This is a genomic window from Frankia sp. CpI1-P (assembly GCF_001421075.1).
Classification (GTDB): domain Bacteria; phylum Actinomycetota; class Actinomycetes; order Frankiales; family Frankiaceae; genus Frankia; species Frankia torreyi.
In genome coordinates this window covers 99,782-119,491 of record NZ_LJJX01000019.1, presented here as the reverse complement: position 1 = coordinate 119,491, position 19,710 = coordinate 99,782, and the positions used below count along the sequence as shown (strand labels likewise).

Sequence of the window (19,710 nt, the reverse complement as noted above, 5' to 3'; positions counted from 1 at the left end):
GCACCAAACTCCGCCACCTATACCCCAAACATTAGTGGCGACGGTCTACTAGGCCGCGTCGGCGCAGGACGGTCTCGCCGGCCCCTGACGATCTCGCGGTCGTCGTGTCCGGCCTCTCGGCGAACCCAGGCAGACCCATTCGGGCCACGACAGAACCAGGCAGAACCAGGCGAACGAACCCAGGTGAACGAACCCAGGTGAACGAACCCAGGTGAACCCAGTCGAACCACCGGAGGCGGCGTGACGACCGAGCGGAGCGCGAGTACGGCCCTCGACGAGCTGGNCGCGGATCCCGGCGCCTTCGCCGGTGGAGTCTCCTCCGACGCCCGCCATGCGGCCGTGCGGGCGGGGGTCCGCCGGCTCGGGGATCTGCTCGGTCAGGCCCTGACCCGGCACGAGGGCGCGGCGACGCTCGCGCTCGTCGAGCAGGTCCGCGCGCTGGCCCGCCGCTCCGACAACGGCGCCGAACTCGGTCGGCTGCTCGCCACCGTGGATGACCAGACGGCCATCGTGCTCGCCCGCGCCTTCACCTCCTACTTCCAGCTCGCCAACATCACCGAGCAGCTACACCGGTCCCGGGAGCTGTCCGACCGGGCGCAGGGCCCGCTGGCGGAGACCTTCGCCCGGATGGCCGCCGCGCTCGACGCCGGCACCCTCGACCGGTCGCTGGCCGAGTCGATCGCGCGGCGCCTGGAGCTGCGCCCGGTCTTCACCGCCCATCCGACCGAGGCCAGCCGCCGCTCGGTGCTCGACACGCTGCGCCGCATCGCCGACCTGCTCGACGCGGACAGCCCGGACGGCGCGGCGCCGGCCGCCGACCGGGACCGCACCCAGCGGCGCCTCGCCGAGATGGTCGACGTGCTGTGGCAGACCGACGAGCTGCGGGTGGAACGGCCGAAGCCGGCGGACGAGGCCCGCTCGGCGGCCTACTACCTGGAGCTGATCGCCACCGAGGTGCTACCCGACCTGCTGGAGGAACTCGACCTGGCACTCGCCCGGGTGGGGCTCACGCTGCCGGCCGGGGCGCACCCGTTGCGGTTCGGCTCGTGGGCCGGCGGTGACCGCGACGGCAACCCGAACGTGACCCCGGCGGTCACCCTGGAGGTGCTCACCCTCCAGCACGAGTTCGGTATCCGGCTGCTGACCTCCCAGGTCGAGCAGCTCATCAAGGAGCTGACGGCGTCGACCCGGGTGGTGGGGGTCGGCGACGAGCTGCTGTCCTCGCTGGCCGCGGACCGCCAGGCGCTGCCCGAGGTCCACGACCGCTACATCCGGCTCAACGCCGAGGAGCCCTACCGGCTCAAGTGCAGCTACATCCTGGCGAGGCTCGCCGGCACCCGGGAACGGCTGGCCGCCGGCTCGCCGCACGTGCCCGGGCGGGACTACGGCGGCGTAGCCGAGGTGCTCGACGACCTGGAGGTGATGCGCGCCTCGCTCGCCGCCGGCAACGGATCTCTCGTCGCGGACGGCCCGCTACTGCGCGTGATCCGCACCGCGCGCGCGATGGGGCTGTCGTTGGCCACCCTCGACATCCGCGAGCATGCCGACAAGCACCATGCCGCCCTGGCCGCGGTGTATGACCAGGTCGGGGAGCTCGACGTCCCCTATTCCCAGCTCGACCGGCCCGAGCGGCGCACTCTGCTGTCCGCGGAGCTCGCTCGGCGTCGGCCGCTGCTCGGCGCCGTGCCGCCGCCGCTGCCCCCGGCGGTGCTGGGCACGCTGGAGCTGATGCGCACCGTCCGGGAGGCGCTGGACCGCTTCGGCGGGGATGTCATCGAAAGCTACATCGTCTCGATGACCCGCGACGTCGACGACATCCTGGCCGTGGTGGTACTCGCTCGAGAGGCCGGCCTGGTCGGGCTCGGCTTCGCCGACCGCCCCGCCTGGGCCCGCATCGGCTTCGTCCCGCTGTTCGAGACGGTGGCCGAGCTGCGGGCGGCCGGCTCGCTGCTCGACGGCATGCTGTCCGACCCCTCCTACCGCTCGCTGGTGCGTGCCCGCGCCGACGTGCAGGAGGTCATGCTCGGCTACTCGGACTCGTCCAAGGACGCGGGGATCACCGCGTCCCAGTGGGAGATCCACAAGGCGCAGCGGGAACTGCGCGACGTCGCCCGCCGCCACGGCGTCGTGCTGCGGCTGTTCCACGGCCGCGGCGGCTCCGTCGGCCGCGGCGGCGGCCCGAGCGGCGAGGCGATCATGGCGCAGCCGTTCGGCACGCTGGACGGCTCGATCAAGGTCACCGAGCAGGGCGAGGTGATCTCGGACAAGTACACGCTGCCCCAGCTCGCCCGGCACAACCTGGAGATCACCCTCGCGGCCGTGGTCGAGGCGTCGATCCTGCACCGATCCTCGCGGCTGAACCCGACCACCCTCGCCGGGTGGAACGAGACCATGCAGGCCGTCGCGGATTCGGCCCGAATCTCCTACCAGGCGTTCGTCGGCGATCCGGCGCTCGTGCCGTTCTTTCTCGCCGCCACCCCGGTGGAGGAGCTCGGCAACCTCAACATCGGCTCCCGGCCGTCGCGACGGCCCGGCGGATCCGGGGGGCTCGCCGACCTGCGCGCGATCCCCTGGGTGTTCGGCTGGACGCAGTCGCGGATCATCCTGCCCGGCTGGTTCGGCGTGGGCACCGGCCTGGCCGCGGCCCGGGCCGCGGGGGCCGGCGACACCCTCGCCGAGATGTACCGGTCGTGGCACTTCTTCCGGACCTTCCTCGGCAACGTGCAGATGACCCTGGCCAAGTCGGACCTCACGATCGCCCAGCGGTACGTCTCGACCCTCGCCGGCGACGACGGCGGCTCGATCTTCGAGGCGATCCGCGCCGAACACGCCCGCACGGTCACCGAGGTCCTCGCGGTCACCGGCCAGGCCGAGCTGCTGGAGAACACCCCGACGCTGCGCCACACCCTCGAGGTCCGCGACGCCTACCTCGCCCCGCTGCACGCCCTGCAGGTCTCCCTGCTCGCGCGCGCCCGGGCCGCCGGGGAGGGCGCCGATCCCCTNCTGCGCCGGGCGCTGCTGCTGACGATCAACGGCATCGCCGCCGGCCTGCGCAACACCGGCTGACTCCACCCGGCCGGCCGCCGGACCGAACCACCCTCGCGCAGCTTCTCAATTGTCTTGGTTGACAACCTGTTGTGCGCTATCTACCGTCGGACGCATGAGCCGGCGCCTTCTCCTGGTATGCCGTGCCCACATCGACTTCCATCGCGTCGCGAGCGCGCTCTGTAGACCTCGCCGCTGATCCTTCCGAGTCTCAGGGCCAAGCCGCGCGCCGCGGTCGGCCGCGTGAGCCGGAACAGTCGGGACGGCGGGTCGGCTCCTGCCGTTGAGGCAGCCTGGCCGGAGCAAGCGTCGTTGATCGCCGCGCTTGTCGCGGCGCTCCTACCGGTCCGGCTACCGCCACGGGGCCCAAGGTCCGCTACGACTCCCCTCCCACCCAGCCGACCCGCCGGCCGTGGTCGGCGACCACGGTCATCGTCACGCGCCGCGGTCACAGCGCGTCCGGGCGTGGCACCCGCGGGCCGCCGGTGGGACCCTGCCCCGGTCATCCACCCGAGACGCCGCCACGGTGCGCGCCTCGGCACGCCTCACGCCCGCGCCGCGGAACGGCCGCACGTGGCCCGGCTGTGACGCGAGGAGGTTCCCCGTGTCCGTCCAGCGCAGCGTGTCCGTCCGCAACGAGGTGGGTCTGCGCGGCGAGCCGCCGACCACCCGCGCCCCGCGCACCCGGCCCTCCGGCCGCGGGGGCGCCCCCGGAGCAGGCACGGCGCCGTCAGCCGGCCCGGCAGAGGCCGCTTCGACCGGCAGCGGTCCGGCGGAGGCCGGTCCGACCCGCGGTGGGTCGACCGGCAGTGGGTCGACCGGCAGTGGCATCGGCTCCGGCGCTGCGGCGGCGATCCTGCGGACGGTGCTCGACCACGGGCCGGTCGCCCGCACGGCGATCGGGCGGGCCACGGGGCTCAGCCCGGCGGCGGTGTCACGGCAGACCGCGGGGCTGATCTCGCTGGGCCTGCTGCGCGAGCTCCCGGCGAGCTCGCTGTCCCCGCGGGTGGGGCGCCCGCATGTGCCGCTCGACGTCGACACCCGGCGCCATCTCGCCTGCGGCGTGCACATCGCGGTCCCGTTCGTGACCTTCAGCGTGGTCGACNTGCGCGGCCAGGTGGTCGCCCGGGAGCAGCGGCCGCGGGAGGGAGACGCCATGGCCGTCCTCCAGATGATCATCCGGCACCTGCCCGGCTTCCTCGCTCGGCACGCCACCGGAAGCCGGGTGCTGGGGCTGGGCGTGGTCACCGGCGGTCGGGTCGACCCCGAGCTCGGCCTGGTGGTCGAGCACGAGCCACTGGACTGGCGGGACGTGCCGGTGCGCGCCGTGCTGGCGGCGGCCACCGGGTTGCCGGTGCACGTCGACGGGCACGCCCGGGCACTGGCGCAGGCGGAGATCCTCTTCGGCGACCCGCGTGCCCGGCGCAGCCTGCTGCACCTGTTCGTGGGCAACGTCGCCGACGCCGCGTTCGCCACCGACGGCTCGGTGCACATCGNCCCCAACTCGGCCGCCGGCGGCATCGCCCACCTGCGGCTCGCCGACAGCGACGCGCCCTGCCGATGCGGCCGGTCCGGCTGCGTGCAGGCGACCCTGTCCGAACGCACGCTGCTACGGCACGCCGTGGGCGAGGGGATCATCTCCCGGCCGGACCTGCAGGACCTGCTGGCCACGGCCCTCGGCGGCGACCGTCGCGCCGTGGCGCTCTTCCGCGACCGGCTGCGAGTGGTGGGACGGCTGATCGCTCTGCTCGTCGACATGATGGATCCGGAGATCGTCGTTCTCACCGAGGCCGCCACCCTGTTCCTGCCAGCCCTGCGGGCCGACCTGTTCGCCGAGATCTCCGCGTACTCCCGGGTGTGCGCCGAACCCGAACGGATGGTGNTGCCGAGCAGCTTCGGCCCCGACGTGCTCGCGGTCGCCGCGGGCGCGGCGGTGCTCGACGCGGTGCACCGCAGCCCGCACAGTCTGCTGGCCGGCCTGACGACGCCGCGGCCGGCCGCGGGGGCGGCTTCTACTCGCCGTCCGGCCACCCCGCTCACCCGCCGCGGCAATTAATTTCAGCGGAACGCAAAATATTGACGGCCCCATCGTTCATCACCGAAGATTGGTCCGTGAACAACATCGGACGCAGCGGCGGGGGNATTTCTCCGCCTCCCGGCCCGTGTTGTCGCCGATGTTGACGCTGGATATCCTCCACCGTACCGAGCGGAGATCCAGGCAGGCTCGCGTCGAGGATGCCGCTACTGCCATCCTCCCCTGCATTTCCGGCTGCTCCGTCGGCCACCCCTGAAACAAGGACGCCGCCTCGGCCGTCGCCGATTCCGGNCGATTTCGGCTGCCCTGAAGGCGTGCAGCCAAAGACCTGGGTCGGCAGCGCGCGAAAACATCGGATGCCCCATTCCCAGCTTCATCCATTCCTTTTCCCGCCCTGGAGGAACTGCAGGATGACCAGCATCACACCCACCGCCCTGGGCATCGACGTCCGCCCGCTCTCCGGCCACACGGGGGCCGAGATCCACGGAATCGACCTGCGCGAGGAGCTCGACGACGCGACCGTGGCGGAGATCCGTTCGGCGCTGCACCAGTGGAAGGTGGTCTTCTTTCGGGACCAGCACATCGACCACGCCCAGCAGGTCGCGTTCGGGCGTCGGTTCGGCCGACTGACGCCGGCGCACCCGCACGAGGAGGCGCCGCCGGCCGGCTTCCCGGAGATCCTGCCGATCGACAGCCGCCGATACGCGAAGGTCTTCGGCAAGCGGAAGGCCACCTACGACAACGGCTGGCACACCGACGTCACCGCCCTGGTGAACCCGCCCACCGCGTCGATCCTGCGCGGCGACGTCATCCCCCCGTACGGCGGGGACACCGCGTGGACGAACCTGGTGGCGGCCTACCAGGGGCTCCCCGAGCCGCTGCGGAACCTGGCGGACGGCCTGCGCGCCCGGCACAGCTTCGGGAACTTCCCCAGCGACAGCGAGTACGGCCGCAGAGTGGCCGCCAATCCGCTGGTGGCAATCCACCCGGTGGTGCGGGTGCACCCCGAGACCGGCGAGCGGGCGTTGTTTGTCAGCCCGAGCTTCACCGCGAAGGACGGCGAGATCATCGGCTTCTCGCCGAAGCAGAGCCGGCAGATCCTCGACGTTTTCTACGACCAGATCTCCCGCTCCGAGTTCACCGTGCGGTTCAAGTGGAACCAGGGCGACGTCGCGTTCTGGGACAACCGGGCGACCGCTCATCTGGGGCCGTCCGACCTCGGCCACCTCGACTTCGACCGGGTGNTGTACCGGGTGACCATCGAGGGCGACATCCCGGTCGGCGTGGACGGTCGAGAGTCGGAACTCGTCGCCGGCGAGCCTTTCCTCGGTACCTGACGAGACTGAACCGGCGGGCCCGCAGGGCCTGACCGACGGTCCGCAGCCGAGGGCCGAGACCCCCCGAGGGCCAAGAAATCCGCCGAGAGCCGCGAGGGCCGTCTCCCTCGCGGCTTTCGGGCGCACGCCGGACGGCCGCCGACCACCGGCCGGGTTTGACCGACCAGCCGAGTTTAACCGACCAGCCGGGTCTGACCGACCAGCCGGGTCTGACCGACCGACAGGGAGATCTCCATGCATCATCGACGACCGTGGGCGCGGCGTCCTTCCCTCCTGACCGCCGGACTCGCCGTGCTCATCGCGGTGGTCCTGGCCGCCTGCGGCAGCGGCGGCGGGGACGGCGCGCGGGCGGCGGCCGGCGACCAGCGGGTGACGNTGCGGATCGGCGACCAGAGCAAGACCCTGGAGCTGCCGCTGACGCTGTCCGGCGCGGCCANGGGCGCCCCGTACGGTCTGGCCTACAGCACGTTCGCCGACGGGCCGCACATGAATGCCGNCTTCAGCGCGGGGCGCCTCGACGTCGGCTACATGGGTGACACGCCGGTGCTGTTCGCGAACGCCGCGAACGCCGGTGTCGTGGCGATCTCCGTCGCCGAGAACCCGGTGAACAGTCAGACGATCATCGCGAGAGCCGGCTCCGGGATCCGCACGCCGGCTGATCTGCGCGGCCGGCGGGTCGCGTTCACCCTCGGCACGTCGCTGCACGGCTACCTGCTCAACCAGCTCGACGGCGCCGGCCTGAACCAGGACGACATCAGCCCGGTCAATGTGCCCGTCACCAGCCTGACCTCGACGCTGGCCTCCGGCAAGGTCGACGCGATCGTCTACACCCGGCAGTACACGGCCGCCGTCGCCAGGCAGGCTCCCGGCTCCTACGAGATCCAGACCCGTCCGCTGCCGCAGTACTCGGTGCTGCTCGCGTCGAAGTCGGCGCTGAAGAACCCGGCGAAACGCGCCGCGATCCAGGACTTCGTCCTGCGGCTGGCACGGGCCTGGTCCTGGCCGAAGGCAAACGCCGCCGTCTGGGTCCAGAAGTACTACGTCGACCAGCTCAAGCAGGATCCGGTCGCCTCGCGCAAGTACTTCGACTCGCTGCCCGAGGCCCGCTACCGGCCGGTCTCCCCCGCCTTCGTGGCCAGCCAGCGGGTGCAGGCCCGGCTGCTGGNCAGCGTCGGTGAGCTGCCGAAGTCCCTCGACGTCGACGACGAGCTCGATCCCGCGTTCACCGGCGAGCTGACCGCGGCCTTCGCGAAGGCGTTCCCCGCAACCTGAGTGGGCCGCAATGCGACTCCGCGCGACCGCCTGCGCGGCGGTCGAACAGAGCCGGTACTGGGACAGGTTCATCTCCTTGGAAAGGCAGGTCAACCCGTGACCAGCAAGGGACGGCGTCTCCTCCCCGCCGTGAACGGCGCAGTCTCCACGCCGCAAGCCCGATGACCGAACGCATCTCGCACCACGACGTAGCCGGGCAGCACGCGACGTCCCCCGGTCCGCTCGCGGCCGAACCTTCGACGACCGCAGCCGAACCGGCGGGACGGTCCCAGGTAGTCCTGGTGGACCTCACCGCCGGGCGGCGCCGCACCACCAGGCGGCGTCGGGTGCCGACGGAGGTGCGCCGCTTCCTCGGCCCGGCGCTGCTGTTCGCACTGTGGTGGGCCGTGACGGGGCTCGACCTCGTCAGCGATCGCGCGCTGGCCTCGCCCGCGGCCGTCCTCGACGCGGCCCGCGAGCTGTGGCGCAACGGAGACCTCGTCGACAGTCTCGGCGCCTCCCTGTACCGGGTGGGGGCCGGCGTGCTGTTCGGCGTCGGCATCGGGCTGGCGCTCGCCATCATCGCCGGCTTCTTCCGGACGGCCTCGGACGTCGTCGACTCGGCGATGAACTTCCTGCGCACGATCCCGGTCATCGCCCTGCTGCCGCTGATCATCGTGTGGATCGGGATCGGCGAGAGCGCCAAGATCTTTCTGATTACCGTCGGCGTCGCGTTCCCCATCTACATGAACACCTACGCGGCGATCCGCGGCGTCGACGCCCGGCTCGTGGAGGCCGGGCAGACCTTCGGGCTGGGCCGGTTCGGGCTGGTGCGTTCGGTCATCGTGCCGGGGGCCGCGCCGGGCTTCCTCGTCGGGCTGCNCTGGGCGCTCGGCGTCGCCTGGCTGCTGCTGGTGTTCGCCGAGCAGGTCAACACCGACTCCGGCCTCGGCTATCTGCTCAACAGCGCGCAGTCCTGGAACCGCACCGACATCATCGTGCTCTGCCTGGTCGTCTACGGAATCCTCGGGCTGGTCAGCGACGGCCTGGTCCGCCTCTTGGAAAGGACGCTGCTGTCATGGCGCCGCAGCTTCGACGGAACGTGAGCACGCAGGATCCGCAGCACCCGGCGTACGCGGCGGCGGCGGATCCTGCGCCGGGGGCGGGCGGCGGGGTCGCCGTCCTCGCTCGAGCCGACACCGAGAGCTCCAGGAACGCCGAGGAAGCCCGTCGCAGGGACGCCGGCACCGTGGACGCCAGCACCGTGGACGCCGGCACCGTGGACGCCGGCACCGTGAGCGTTAGCACCGTGGATGCCGGCAGAGGGACCGCCGGCGGAGGGGCTGCGAGCGGGGTCGCGGTGCGCGTCCGCGGGCTGCGGCGCGTCTTCGGCGAGCAGGTGGTGCTCGACGGGCTCGATCTGACGATCACGCCGGGCGAGTTCGTCGCCCTGCTCGGCCGCAGCGGGTCGGGGAAGAGCACGCTGATCCGGATCCTGGGCGGCTTCGACGATGGTGTGGAGGGCGAGGTGCTGGCCGCCCGGCGGCGCTCGGTCGTCTTCCAGGAGGCGCGGCTGCTGCCGTGGAAGCGGGTCCTGCCGAACGTCACGCTCGGCCTGGCCGGCCGGGACATCGCCGAACGCGGCCGCGTGGCGCTCGCGGAGGTCGGTCTGGCCGGTCGGGAACGGTCGTGGCCGGCGACGCTGTCCGGCGGCGAGGCTCAACGGGTGGCGCTGGCGCGGGCGCTCGTGCGGGAACCGGATCTGCTCATGCTCGACGAACCGTTCGGCGCTCTCGACGCCCTGACCCGGATCCGGATGCATGCCCTGCTCCAACACCTGTGCCGGCGGCACCAGCCGGCGGTGCTGTTCGTGACGCACGACGTCGACGAGGCGATCCTGCTCGCCGACCGGGTGCTCGTGCTCACCGAGGGCCGGTTCTCCCTGGACGTCCCGGTGGAGGTGGCATCACCGCGCCGACGGGCCGACCCCGCCTTCGACCGGCTGCGCGCCACGCTGCTCGCCGAGCTGGGCGTGGACGACCTGGCGGCGGGCACCCACTGACGCCTCCGTGCGGTCGGGCCGCACCACACCNCCCGGCCGCACCACACCGCTGTCGCCGCGGCCGTTCGCGCAGAAACCACCATCGGGCGGATCGTGCGGCCGATGGATCGGCCGGACGATCGGCCGCCACGCCGTCTGAGTGATCGGACGGGTGCGAGGCGGCTCCGAATGCGGCGGATCATCGTCGTCCCCGCACTAAACTCTGATGCCGTGACGGGTCAGGGCGGTCCGCGGGGCAGGGGAGGGGCTCCGGCGGCCATGCCGCCGCCCGAGGAGCCCACGACCGGCACCGGCACCAGCACCGGCGTGGGGGCCGTGCCGCGCCCGCCGGCCGGATGGGCCGCAACCCGCGGCGGGCGGATCGCCCGGACCACGGTGGCGTCACTGCTGACTGTCGGGTTGGCGGTGGCCGCGCACGTCCTCGCCTGCGGCAGGGCGCCGGCCGTCGCGGTCGCGCTGGTGGGGATCGTCCTGGTGATGCGCGTCTGCTGGGGCGTGTCGGAACGCCGGGCGTCGATGCCCCGGCTGGTCGGGCTGGTGCTCGCCGTCCAGGCGTGCCTGCACGTGGCCTTCGGGCTGTCCGCCCCCGCCGGCCATGCCGGCATGGCCGGCGAGGGAAACCACGTGGGGCTCACGGCGGCGTCGCCGGTGGACCTGGTGCCCGGCGGGGCGGCGATGCTCGGCCTGCACCTGACCGCCGCGCTGCTTCTCGCCGGGTGGCTCGCGCTCGGCGAGCGCCTGCTCTGGCAGGCCGCGCGCGGGGCGGTGCGGGTGGCCCGCCGCGCGGTGGACCGGCTGCACCGCCCGCGACCGGGCGACGGTGTGCCCGCAACGGTCGCGAGCCCGCGATTTCCCGCCCCCTCCGGGCCGCCTGGCATGGCGTGCTCGCTGTGGCTTCGGCATGTGGTGGNGCGGCGCGGGCCGCCACGCCTCGCGGCCTGACCCACCGCCGCCCGTCGCGGCGCACAGGATCCGTTTCGTAGCACCGGTCTCCAGGACTCGGAGCAACCATGTCACGCTCATTTCCGGCACTTTCCGCCTCGAATCCGTCGCTGCCGGCGGCTCGCACCTCGATGAGCCGCACCGGCCGGGCAACCACGATCAGCCCGGCAACCACGATCGGCTCGGCGACCACCTTCGGTGCAGCGACCACAACCAGCCCGGCGACCACAGCAGGCCCAGCAACCACGGCAGGCCCAGCAACCACGGCAGGCCCAGCAACCACCACCGGCCCGGCGACGACAGGAGCGGTCAGATCGACCGCCGCCCCCACCGTGGCGCGGCCGTCGGCCGGCTCGGCCGGGACGGTCATGGCAGCGCCGGCTGCCTCCGCCGTGCCCCAGCCCAAGAGGGCGGCCGGGGATCTGGAGCGGGCCGTCCTGACCCTGCTGTGGTCGGCCGACGAGCCGTTGATGCCCTTCCAGGTCCANCAACGCCTCGGCGCCGGTCTCGCGCAGAGCACGATCGCGACGACCCTGCTGCGGCTGGTGAACAAGGGGATGGTCCAGCGGGCGCCGCGGGGAAGGGGTTTCGCCTACCGTCCCCTGCGGCGGGCCGCCGACCACGCGGCGGGGCAGATGCTCGACTTCCTGCTTCGCGGCGAGAATCCCGACAGCGTCCTGCGAAGCTTCGCCCGCCGACTCTCCACCGATCAGCGCGATGTCCTTCTCCGCGCGCTGACCTGATCAGCGGCGGATTCGCCTACGGCGTCGCGGCCGGGTCCTCGCCGGCGGGGTCCTCGCCGGCGAGCTGGGCGGTGATGCGGTCGAGCGCGGCGAGGTCGGCCGTGTCGAGTGCGACGAGCGCCGCGGGCGGCCGGTTGAGCATGTCGTCGGCGAGGCGGGCCGCCGTCCGGCCGGAGGCGGTCAGCTCGACGAGCTTCGAGCGCCGGTCGTCCGGGTGCACGGTGCGTTCGGCCAGGCCGCGCCGTTCCAGCTCGTGAACGGTCAGGGTGGTGTAGGGGCGGTCGATCGACAGGGCGGCGGCGAGTTCGCCCAGCGTCAGTGGCCCGGCCTGTAGCGCCAGGAGCGCCTTGACCCGGATGAAGCTGAGATCGAGCGCCTCGCAGACCTCTCGCCGGCGCTCGTTGCGATCGACCACGACCGCCCGGATCCGCCGCCACACCCGAGCCGCCCGCGCTGACCTCTCCGCCCGCCCGGCCAGCACCGCCGCCCCGGAGCACGCGCCTGCCTCGGTCGGCCCGGCTGCCTCGCCTGGGCCGGGCGCATGGGCCGGGCGGGACGGCTCGGACAGCACGGGCCGCCCGACGGAGACGCCGACGGGCGCGGGCGTCGGGCCCGTCGGGTCGGCCACCGCCGCAGCGGTCAGCGCGGGAGCGCGCCGGTCAGCGCGTGGGAGCGAACTCATCGTGACCATCCTGCCCGGAGGAACCGTGGGACCGAGACCGGGCCGCGGCGCCGGCGCGCCCCACCCCGGACCGCCGCCGGAAAGCGCCCTGCCGCCCGACGGGGCGGCCGGCACGGCGCTCGTCGCTCCCGCCAACCCCCGCCGCCGCGGGCCGCACCGGACGCCGGTGCCGCCCGCCCCCCTGGGTGTCCCCGGGGCGCGGACCGGCCGCGGCCGGTCCGTCGCCCTCGGTCTGCCTCGCCGACGCGGCGTCCCGGGCAGCCGGCGTCCGACGGGCATCGGCATCGGCATCGGCATCGGCGACAGAACCAGCGGCACCAGCGGCATCAGCGGCATCAGCGGCGAGCCGGGCGGCGGTGCGCTGCGCGGTGCCGCGCGCCCAGGTACCGGTGCTCGCGGCTCCGAGCAGCAGCACGCCCGCTCCGCACAGCACGATGGTCCACCAGCCGACGGCACTGGTCGGGTCGACGACCCCGGCGCGGCCGGCGACGCGCGCCGCGGCGAGCGACCCGATGACCGCGACGCCGAGGGACTGCCCGACCTGGCGACTCGTCGAGGCGATGCCAGCGGCCACCCCGGCCTGGGACTGCGGCATGCCGGTCACGGCCGTGTTGGTGATCGGCGCGTTGACCATGCCGAATCCTAGCCCGACGAGCACATACGCCGACACGAGCCAGGGTATCGAGGTGCTCACACCCAGCCCGGTCAGCATCACGCTGCCAGCCGTCATCGTCACACCCGCGATGAGCAGCGGCGTGCGGGCCCCACGACTGGCCACGAGCCGCCCGGCGATCGGCGCGGACACCACCGTCATCCCGGCCATCGGCAGGGTGGTGATCCCGGCGAGCAGCGGCGAGTAGCCCCGGACCTCCTGCAGGTACAACGTGTTGAGGAACAGGAAGCCGGCCAGCGCGGCGAAGGCGAACACGGCGATGCCGGTCGCCCCGGCGAACGGCGCCGCCCGGAAGAAGCGGACGTCCAGCAACGGTTCGGCGCGGCGGCCTTCGTAGCGGACGAGCACGGCCGCCCCCACCGCCGACACCGCGAACAGCGCCAGCGTCCGGGCGGCGAGCCAGCCCGCCGACGGGGCCTCGATGATCCCGTAGGTCAGTGCGGCCAGGACGGCGATCACCAGGGCCTGCCCCACCGGGTCGAACCGGCGGGCCCGCGCCGCGCGCGACTCCGGGACGAACAGGCCCGCGAGCACCAGCGCCGCGACGCCGACGGGGACGTTGACCCAGAAGATCGCCCGCCAGCTCACCGACTCGACGAGCGTCCCGCCGAGCACCGGTCCCAGCGCCATGCTGACGCCGATCACTGCGCCCCACACCCCGATCGCCCGGGCCCGTTCCCGCGAGTCGGTGAAGGTGTTGCTGATGATCGACATGGCGACCGGGTTCAGCATCGACCCGCCGACCGCCTGCACCATCCGGAAGGCGATCAACCAGGTCAGGCTCGGCGCGAGGCTGCACAGCAGCGACCCGAGGGTGAACAGGACCAGCCCGGTCTGGAAGACCCGGCGACGGCCGAGCCGGTCTCCCGTCGACCCGCCGAGCATGAGCAGGCTGGCCAGGACCAGCGTGTAGGCGTCGATCGTCCATTGCAGGCCGGAGGCGGAGGCGTGCAGGTCGCGGCGCAACGACGGCAGCGCGACGTTCACGATCGTGTTGTCGAGCCCGACGATGAACAGGCTCATACAGCAGATCGCCAGGACGAGTAGTCGCCGTCCCCGGGTCAGGTCGGACATCGGCAGCTCCCCAGCGAGCGGCGTGGCCGGCACCGACGGCACTGTGCGGCGGCCGAGCCTGACCACGCCCCCGGATAGTTGTAAATCAACAATTTTTAGCCTACTACAACGGTCTCGCGGTGCGCCCGGCACCGCCGCCCGTCCTGCCCGCCGCGACGAGATCGGCGAAGCACGGGGAGTTGCTGGCGGCCGATGACGAGGGCGAGCCCATGGGACCGTCACCAACCTCCAGCACTTCCCCATCGCTATACGGTCCCGACCCCTCCGACCACCGGGCCGATCGGCGTCACCCCGGCTCGCGCCGGGCCGTGAGCAGGAGGCGGCCGGCGCCCAGGGTGAAGGGCGTGCCGTCCGGGCCGGCATAGCGTCGGATGTCGGTGAACCCGGCGTCCGTCAGCAGGTCGCCCAGATGGGCGCTCGTGTAGATGTGGTGCAGCGCGGTGGCGTCGAGCCGCCGGGCCCCCTGGATGAAGCGGTAGCGGCTGATCAGCCGGCTCGCCGCGACGTCGTACTCGGTGGTCGTCTCCACGGTGATGTCGCCGGTCCGCATGGTGCGCGGCGCCCCGGTGAAGCCGGGCAGGATCGACTCGGCCGTCGCACCGAAGTCGACGACCAGCCCGCCACCCGGGCGGACAGCCCGGCCGAGCGCCGCAGCGAAGGCGCGGGTGCCGGCCAGATCCAGGTAGCCGAAGCTGTTGCCCAGGCAGACCGCGGCGTCGAAGACGCCGAACCGGCCGATGTCGCGCATGTCGCCGTGTTCGAACGCCACCGCCTGCCTGACGACCCGCGCCGCACGCTGGGCGTGGGCGATGGCCTCCGTGGACAGGTCGACCCCGGTCACCCGGTGGCCGCGCGCGGCGAGGGCGAGGCTGTGCCGGCCGCTGCCGCACGGGACGTCCAGGATCCGCGAATCGTCCGGCAGACCGAGCCTGGCCTCGACGAAGTCGATGTCGGCCGCGGTCCATTCCGGTGAGGCGGCGCGCCGCCAGAACTCGTTGGGAAGGTCGGTGAAGAAGTCCGCGTACCACGCGGACGGGATGTGTGCGGATGGGCTGTATGTGGACGGAGTGTGCTCGGACAACNCAGGATGCTCCCGATTGAGGTACCTCGACAGGACGTTGCTGTCGCGGGGCACCGGGAGAAGGACAGCCGCGCGCGGTCAGCCCGACGGCGGACGGCAGTGCTCCGCGGACGGGCTGTGCGCCGCGGAACGGCCCGAGGCCGGCGCGGCGCTGCGCGTGACCGCCGCCGGACCGGGCTGGCCGGGCGATCACCGGTGACCCGGGACGGGGCCCGGGGCAGCCATGGCATCCTCCATGTTTGCCGCCGGGCCGTGGCCCGACGGGTCTACGGGCAAGGCTAGGCCGGCCGGTCCGGGCCGGCAACGGGTTTTCCGCCCCCGGCCCTGGCCGCGCCTACCCGGCTGGGATCCAAGCCGGCGCACGCCCGTATCCTCAGTGCGGGTCGAATCGGGATCGGGAGGGCACTGCGGTGTTACCCCTGCGTCCCGACGATCCGGAGCTGATCGGCGACTACCGGCTGTTGCAGCGGCTCGGCGCCGGCGGCATGGGTCGGGTGTACCTCGGCCGCAGCCCAGGCGGGCGCACCGTGGCAATCAAGGTGATCCGATCCGAGTTCGCCGACGACCCGCAGTTCCGCCAGCGGTTCCGGCGCGAGGTCGACGCGGCCCGTCGGGTGGGCGGGGCGTGGACCGCCCCGGTGCTCGACGCCGACCCCGACGCCGAGCAGCCCTGGCTGGTCACCACCTTCGTGCCCGGTCCGTCGCTGCATGAGGCCGTCCGCGCCCACGGCCCGCTGCCAGCCCGCACCGTCCGGGCCCTCGGCGCGGGTCTGGCCGAGGCGTTGATCGCCGTGCACGGCGCGGGCCTGGTGCACCGGGACCTCAAGCCGTCCAACGTGCTGCTGAGCCTGGACGGTCCGCGGGTCATCGACTTCGGCATCTCACGGGCGGTCGATGCGACCACGCTGACGCACACCGGGGCGGCGATCGGCTCGCCGGCGTTCATGGCGCCCGAGCAGATCAGGACCGGGGACGTCGGGCCGGCCAGCGACGTCTTCGCCCTCGGCGCGGTGCTCGTGCACGCCGCGACCGGCGCCGGCCCGTTCCAGGCCACCACCGTGCCGGCGATGATGTACGCCGTCCTGTCCCGGGAGCCGGACCTGGCCGCCGTGCCGGCCGACCTGCGCGACCTGATCGGCGCCTGCCTGCGCAAGGCCCCCGGCGAGCGCCCCTCCCCCGCCGCGGTGCTGGCGGCGCTGGCGCCCGCCGGTGGCGCGGCCGGGCTGATCGCCGCCGGCTGGCTGCCCGCGACACTCGTCACCGCCCTGAGCCGCCGCGCCGTCGCCCTGCTCGACCTCGACGCCCCGACCCGCCCGCCCCCGCCGCAGGGCCTGTCCGGCACCGGGTCACCGCATGCGGCTGNCACTCCGAACCACCCCGAGCCGCCGCCCACCAGCACCGGCCCGGACGCGAGCCACGGACCGTGGCCGGATCGCGGCCGCACCCGCACCGTCCCCTCCGACCCGCGCGGGTATCCGCCTCCTGGCACCACCCCGCCGCCCGATCCGTACCGACCACTCGGTAACACCCCGCCACCCGACGGCTTTCCAGCACCCAGTGCCCTCCCGCCACCCGGCACACCCTCGCGCCCCGGCACCGGCTCGATGCCCGGGCCCCGGCCGGGTCAGGACCTGCCGTGGCCGCCGGCCGCGCCCAGGCAGCCGGCGACGCCACGCCGACGGTCTCGCGTCCTCGCGGTCCTCGCGGCCGCGGCCGCCGTCGGTCTGGCTCTGGTCGCCCTGGCCGTGGTGCTGATCGTCGATCGTGGCTTCGGCGGCGGCTCCGACGGCGGCACCGCCACTGCCGGCGGTGCCCGCGCGGGTTCCACGTCCGGCGCAACCGCGGGCGCGGCATCGGGGGCGGGGGCGGGGGCGGGGGCGGGGGCGGGGGCGGTCGGCGGCGAACGGCTCACCGGGACGAACCCGTCGACGAGCCCGGCCGTGACCGCGGGCGCGGCGGTGCCGGCCGGATACGTTGGCACCTGGCGTGGCGAGATCGCCACCCCGTCGGGCCTGGCGCAGAACGCCGTCGTCACGGTGCACCCGGGGCGGACCGGGCAGGCCGTGGCGCATTCCGAGATCACCGTCGACGGGCTGACCCAGCCCGACGGGCAGCTCATCCGCTGCACCGCCGATCTGCGGCTCGTGAGCGTCTCCGGCGGCCTGACCCTGCAGGACATCCCCGGTACGGGCTCGGACCCGAAGATCCTTGGCATCTCCGCGTGCTCCCACGGCGGCCGGATCTCGCTGCTCCTGCAGGCGGACGGCACGGTCCNCTTCGCCGCCGAGGCCCCCGGCACCGGCAACCCGACCGGCACCCTGACCCGAGACCGCTGACGGCTCCCGGCCGCCGTCAGCGACGGCGCAGCGCCGACGGCGGCGGCCCGGCCGCGTGTTCCTGGGCGTCGAGGAGTTCGTCGCCATGCTCACGCGTCCAGTCACCGAGCGCCTGCATCGGGCCCTCGACCAGGCTGTGCCCCAGCGAGGTCAGCNCGTACTCGACCCGGGGCGGGGCCTGCGCGAAGGCCCGGCGATCCACCAGACCGTGGGCGCACAGCCGGCGCAGCGCCTCGGTGAGGACCTTGTCGCTCAGGCCACCGATCGCTGCCCGCAGCTCGCGGCGCCGCCGAGGGCCAGGGCGAAGCGCCATCAGGACGACGGGATCCCAGGTATGGGCGAACAGGTCGGTCGTCGCCCGCAGGCGGCAGTCCGCGACCAGTTCGACGCAGGAGTCCTCGGCCTTGCTCATTCCCGCCATCGTCGCAGGTTCCCCACGCACCGATCGGTGCGTAACGAAATCTCTACCGTGGGCACCGAAGCGGTCGGCGACATGGGGAGGTACCAATGCGGATCGGGATTCTGGGCACCGGAGCCCTGGCCGAGGCACTGGGCACGGGCTGGGTCCGCGCCGGGCACGAGCTGGTGATCGGCGGTCGGTCGCGGGCGAAGGCGGAGGCGCTCGCCGGACGCCTGGGCGGCGGGACACGCGCCGACACTCCGCGGGAGGCGGTCACCGGGCAGGACGCCGTGCTGCTCGCGGTGCTGTGGAGCGGCGTCGCGGACGTGCTGCGCGACGTCGATGCGGCCGCCGGCACCCTGGCCGGGACCACCCTGATCGATCCGACGAACGCCGTGGAACATGGCGTCGGAGTGCTGCTCGCCGGGGCCGGGACATCCGCCNCCGGCCAGATCGCCGCCTGGGCACCCGGCTCCCACGTGGTGAAGGCGTTCCATCTGTTCCCCGCCGAGCAGTGGACGGCGCCGCCGCCCGGCGACGCTGCCGGCCCGGCACACGCGACGGTGGTGATCTGCGGCGACGACGCCGGCGCATTGCGGATCACCGGGGAGCTCATTCGCGCCGTCGGCGGGACGCCGGCCGTGCTGGGTCCGCTGGATCGCGCTCGTCAGCTTGAGGAGGCCGCAGGCTTCGTCATCGGCCTCGCCTTCGCTGGCGTCGACCCCAGCTCCGCCATCCCCCGCGTCCCGACCCAGTCACCGTCCCCGGACGGCTCGGTGGTCTGACCGCCGCGATGCGGCCGGACGGCCGGGAAGCAGGAGCGAGGCAACGGCCGCGGTGGCGGTGACGACTGCTGCGCCGAGCAGTGCGTGAGCATAGCCGTCGGCGAGGGCGGCGGCTACGGAGTGGGTTTGCAGGCGCGCGGCGGTGGTGGGGACGGCAACGGCGTGGGCAGCAGCGGTGGTGTGGGCGGCGAGGGTGGCCAGCGCGGCGAGGCCGAGCGCGCCGCCGACCTGCCGTGAGGTGTTGACCAGGCCGGCGGCCAGGCCGGAGTGCGCCCGGTCGATCCCCTGGGTGGCGGTGACGGTGACCGGGGTGATCGCCAGGCCCAGGCCGAGAGCGGTCAGCAGGAACGGTGCCAGCACGTCGGTGCTGTAGTCGCCGCTGACGCCGACCCGCGACAGCCACGCGAAGCCGGCCGTGCTCAGCACCATGCCGGTCGCGAGGAGGCGACGGGGGCCGAGCGTCGCGAGCAGGCGCACGGAGATCCGGGCCCCGACGATGAGGGCCAGGGTGCCGGGAAGGAGGCACAGCCCGGTGTGCACGGCGCCGAGGTGCAGGACCTGCTGCAGGTACAGCGACAGCAGGAACCACATCGGGAACAGCGCCCCGCCGATGAAGATCATGATGAGGTTCCCGCCGGCGAGGGTGCGGCGGCGCAGCATCGCCAGGGGGACCAGGGGTTGCGCGGCAGTGGACTCGATCACGACGAACCCGGCGAGCAGCAGCACCGCGGCGGCGAGGGGAACGGCGACCCGGGGGTCGGCCAGGCCGTGAGTCTCGGTGTTGACCACCCCGTAGACCAGCGCCGTCAACGCGGCGAAGACGGCTGCGGCCCCCGGCAGGTCCAGGCGGCGCAGGGCGTCCGCCGCGCGCCCGTCGGCGGCGGGGATGCGGCCGCCGGCCACGGCGAGGACGGCCGCGCCGGCCGGGACGTTGACGAACAGGACCCAGCGCCAGCCCAGGTACTGGGTGAGCACCCCGCCCAGGACCGCGCCGGCGGCCCCGCCGGTGGTCGTCACGGTGCTCCAGGCGCCCACGGCCCGGGTGCGGGCCGTGGGCTCGGTGAACGTCGTGGTGATCAGAGTGAGGGTGGCCGGGGCGAGGAACGCGGCGCAGACTCCCTGGCCCGCCCGGGCGGCGATGAGCACGGCGCCGCTGGTCGCCAGACCGCCGGCCAGCGACGCCAGGGTGAACCCCGCCAGACCCGCCAGGAAGACACGCCGGACGCCGACGAGGTCCGCGACCCGACCGCCGAGCAGCAGCAGN

General features: G+C 73.7%; 9 protein-coding genes and 12 pseudogenes. 15 read left to right on the top strand and 6 right to left on the bottom strand.

Annotated features, from left to right (window positions below; translation table 11 throughout):
• Nucleotides 1–284: 284 nt before the first annotated feature.
• The 12 genes and pseudogenes from ppc to FF86_RS14775 all read left to right on the top strand — a co-directional run.
• Nucleotides 285–3,002 (top strand): annotated as a pseudogene (gene ppc, locus FF86_RS14815) (phosphoenolpyruvate carboxylase); the annotation flags it as partial.
• A gap of 1 nt (nucleotide 3,003) precedes the next feature.
• On the top strand, nucleotides 3,004–3,066 hold a 63-nt coding region (locus FF86_RS48825; protein WP_242418790.1), incomplete at its 5' end, for a phosphoenolpyruvate carboxylase.
• 1,096 nt (nucleotides 3,067–4,162) lie between these two features.
• A pseudogene (locus tag FF86_RS48820) lies at nucleotides 4,163–4,541 on the top strand (ROK family protein); the annotation flags it as partial.
• Between the two features lies 1 nt (nucleotide 4,542).
• A pseudogene (locus tag FF86_RS48815) lies at nucleotides 4,543–4,927 on the top strand (ROK family protein); the annotation flags it as partial.
• Between the two features lie 563 nt (nucleotides 4,928–5,490).
• A pseudogene (locus FF86_RS14800) lies at nucleotides 5,491–6,324 on the top strand (TauD/TfdA dioxygenase family protein); the annotation flags it as partial.
• 530 nt (nucleotides 6,325–6,854) lie between these two features.
• Nucleotides 6,855–6,913: pseudogene (locus FF86_RS62435) on the top strand (hypothetical protein); the annotation flags it as partial.
• Nucleotide 6,914: 1 nt separating this feature from the next.
• A pseudogene (locus FF86_RS48800) lies at nucleotides 6,915–7,582 on the top strand (ABC transporter substrate-binding protein); the annotation flags it as partial.
• 268 nt (nucleotides 7,583–7,850) lie between these two features.
• Nucleotides 7,851–8,550: pseudogene (locus tag FF86_RS14790) on the top strand (ABC transporter permease); the annotation flags it as partial.
• Between the two features lies 1 nt (nucleotide 8,551).
• A partial coding sequence (locus FF86_RS48790; RefSeq protein ID WP_396229889.1) for an ABC transporter permease subunit occupies nucleotides 8,552–8,774 on the top strand: 223 nt, incomplete at its 5' end.
• Nucleotides 8,747–9,730 (top strand): ABC transporter ATP-binding protein, encoded by a 984-nt coding sequence (locus tag FF86_RS14785; RefSeq protein WP_052681608.1) that lies wholly within the window; start codon nucleotides 8,747–8,749, stop codon nucleotides 9,728–9,730. The genes FF86_RS48790 and FF86_RS14785, both read left to right, overlap by 28 nt.
• 1,010 nt (nucleotides 9,731–10,740) lie before the next feature.
• Nucleotides 10,741–11,159: pseudogene (locus FF86_RS64110) on the top strand (hypothetical protein); the annotation flags it as partial.
• Between the two features lies 1 nt (nucleotide 11,160).
• Nucleotides 11,161–11,415: BlaI/MecI/CopY family transcriptional regulator (locus FF86_RS14775; RefSeq protein WP_242418780.1), on the top strand; the 255-nt coding region annotated here is incomplete at its 5' end.
• 16 nt (nucleotides 11,416–11,431) lie between these two features.
• Here FF86_RS14775 and FF86_RS48785 read toward each other — a convergent pair.
• From FF86_RS48785 to FF86_RS14760, 3 genes are all read right to left on the bottom strand, one after another.
• Nucleotides 11,432–12,097 carry a MarR family winged helix-turn-helix transcriptional regulator gene (locus FF86_RS48785; RefSeq protein WP_236706520.1) on the bottom strand — a complete coding sequence of 222 codons (666 nt, stop codon included), beginning with the start codon at nucleotides 12,095–12,097 and terminating at the stop codon, nucleotides 11,432–11,434.
• Nucleotides 12,075–13,844: an MFS transporter gene (locus FF86_RS14765; RefSeq protein ID WP_044888529.1), complete on the bottom strand. Its 1,770-nt coding sequence runs from the start codon at nucleotides 13,842–13,844 to the stop codon at nucleotides 12,075–12,077. Before FF86_RS14765 ends, FF86_RS48785 begins: the two co-directional genes overlap by 23 nt.
• 286 nt (nucleotides 13,845–14,130) lie before the next feature.
• Nucleotides 14,131–14,925 carry a cyclopropane-fatty-acyl-phospholipid synthase family protein gene (locus tag FF86_RS14760; protein ID WP_044888530.1) on the bottom strand — a complete coding sequence of 265 codons (795 nt, stop codon included), beginning with the start codon at nucleotides 14,923–14,925 and terminating at the stop codon, nucleotides 14,131–14,133.
• A 410-nt stretch (nucleotides 14,926–15,335) separates the two neighbouring features.
• Here FF86_RS14760 and FF86_RS48780 point away from each other — a divergent pair.
• A pseudogene (locus FF86_RS48780) lies at nucleotides 15,336–16,287 on the top strand (serine/threonine-protein kinase); the annotation flags it as partial.
• Nucleotides 16,288–17,277: 990 nt separating this feature from the next.
• Here FF86_RS48780 and FF86_RS48775 read toward each other — a convergent pair.
• Together FF86_RS48775 and FF86_RS62425 are read right to left on the bottom strand one after the other, a co-directional pair.
• Nucleotides 17,278–17,416 (bottom strand): annotated as a pseudogene (locus tag FF86_RS48775) (hypothetical protein); the annotation flags it as partial.
• Between the two features lies 1 nt (nucleotide 17,417).
• Nucleotides 17,418–17,673: helix-turn-helix domain-containing protein (locus FF86_RS62425; protein WP_255355796.1), on the bottom strand; the 256-nt coding region annotated here is incomplete at its 3' end.
• A 95-nt stretch (nucleotides 17,674–17,768) separates the two neighbouring features.
• Between FF86_RS62425 and FF86_RS48765 the strand changes: the two are divergent.
• Both FF86_RS48765 and FF86_RS66490 read left to right on the top strand, forming a co-directional pair.
• Nucleotides 17,769–18,104, top strand: a pseudogene (locus FF86_RS48765) (NADPH-dependent F420 reductase); the annotation flags it as partial.
• A 1-nt stretch (nucleotide 18,105) separates the two neighbouring features.
• Nucleotides 18,106–18,446: pseudogene (locus tag FF86_RS66490) on the top strand (NADP oxidoreductase); the annotation flags it as partial.
• Here the strand turns inward: FF86_RS66490 and FF86_RS48760 are convergent.
• The gene (locus tag FF86_RS48760) at nucleotides 18,417–19,709 is read right to left on the bottom strand and encodes an MFS transporter (protein ID WP_304438145.1); all 1,293 of its coding nucleotides are present in this window, start codon (nucleotides 19,707–19,709) and stop codon (nucleotides 18,417–18,419) included. The pseudogene FF86_RS66490 and the gene FF86_RS48760 sit on opposite strands and share 30 nt — an antisense overlap.
• Between the last annotated feature and the right edge of the window lies 1 nt (nucleotide 19,710).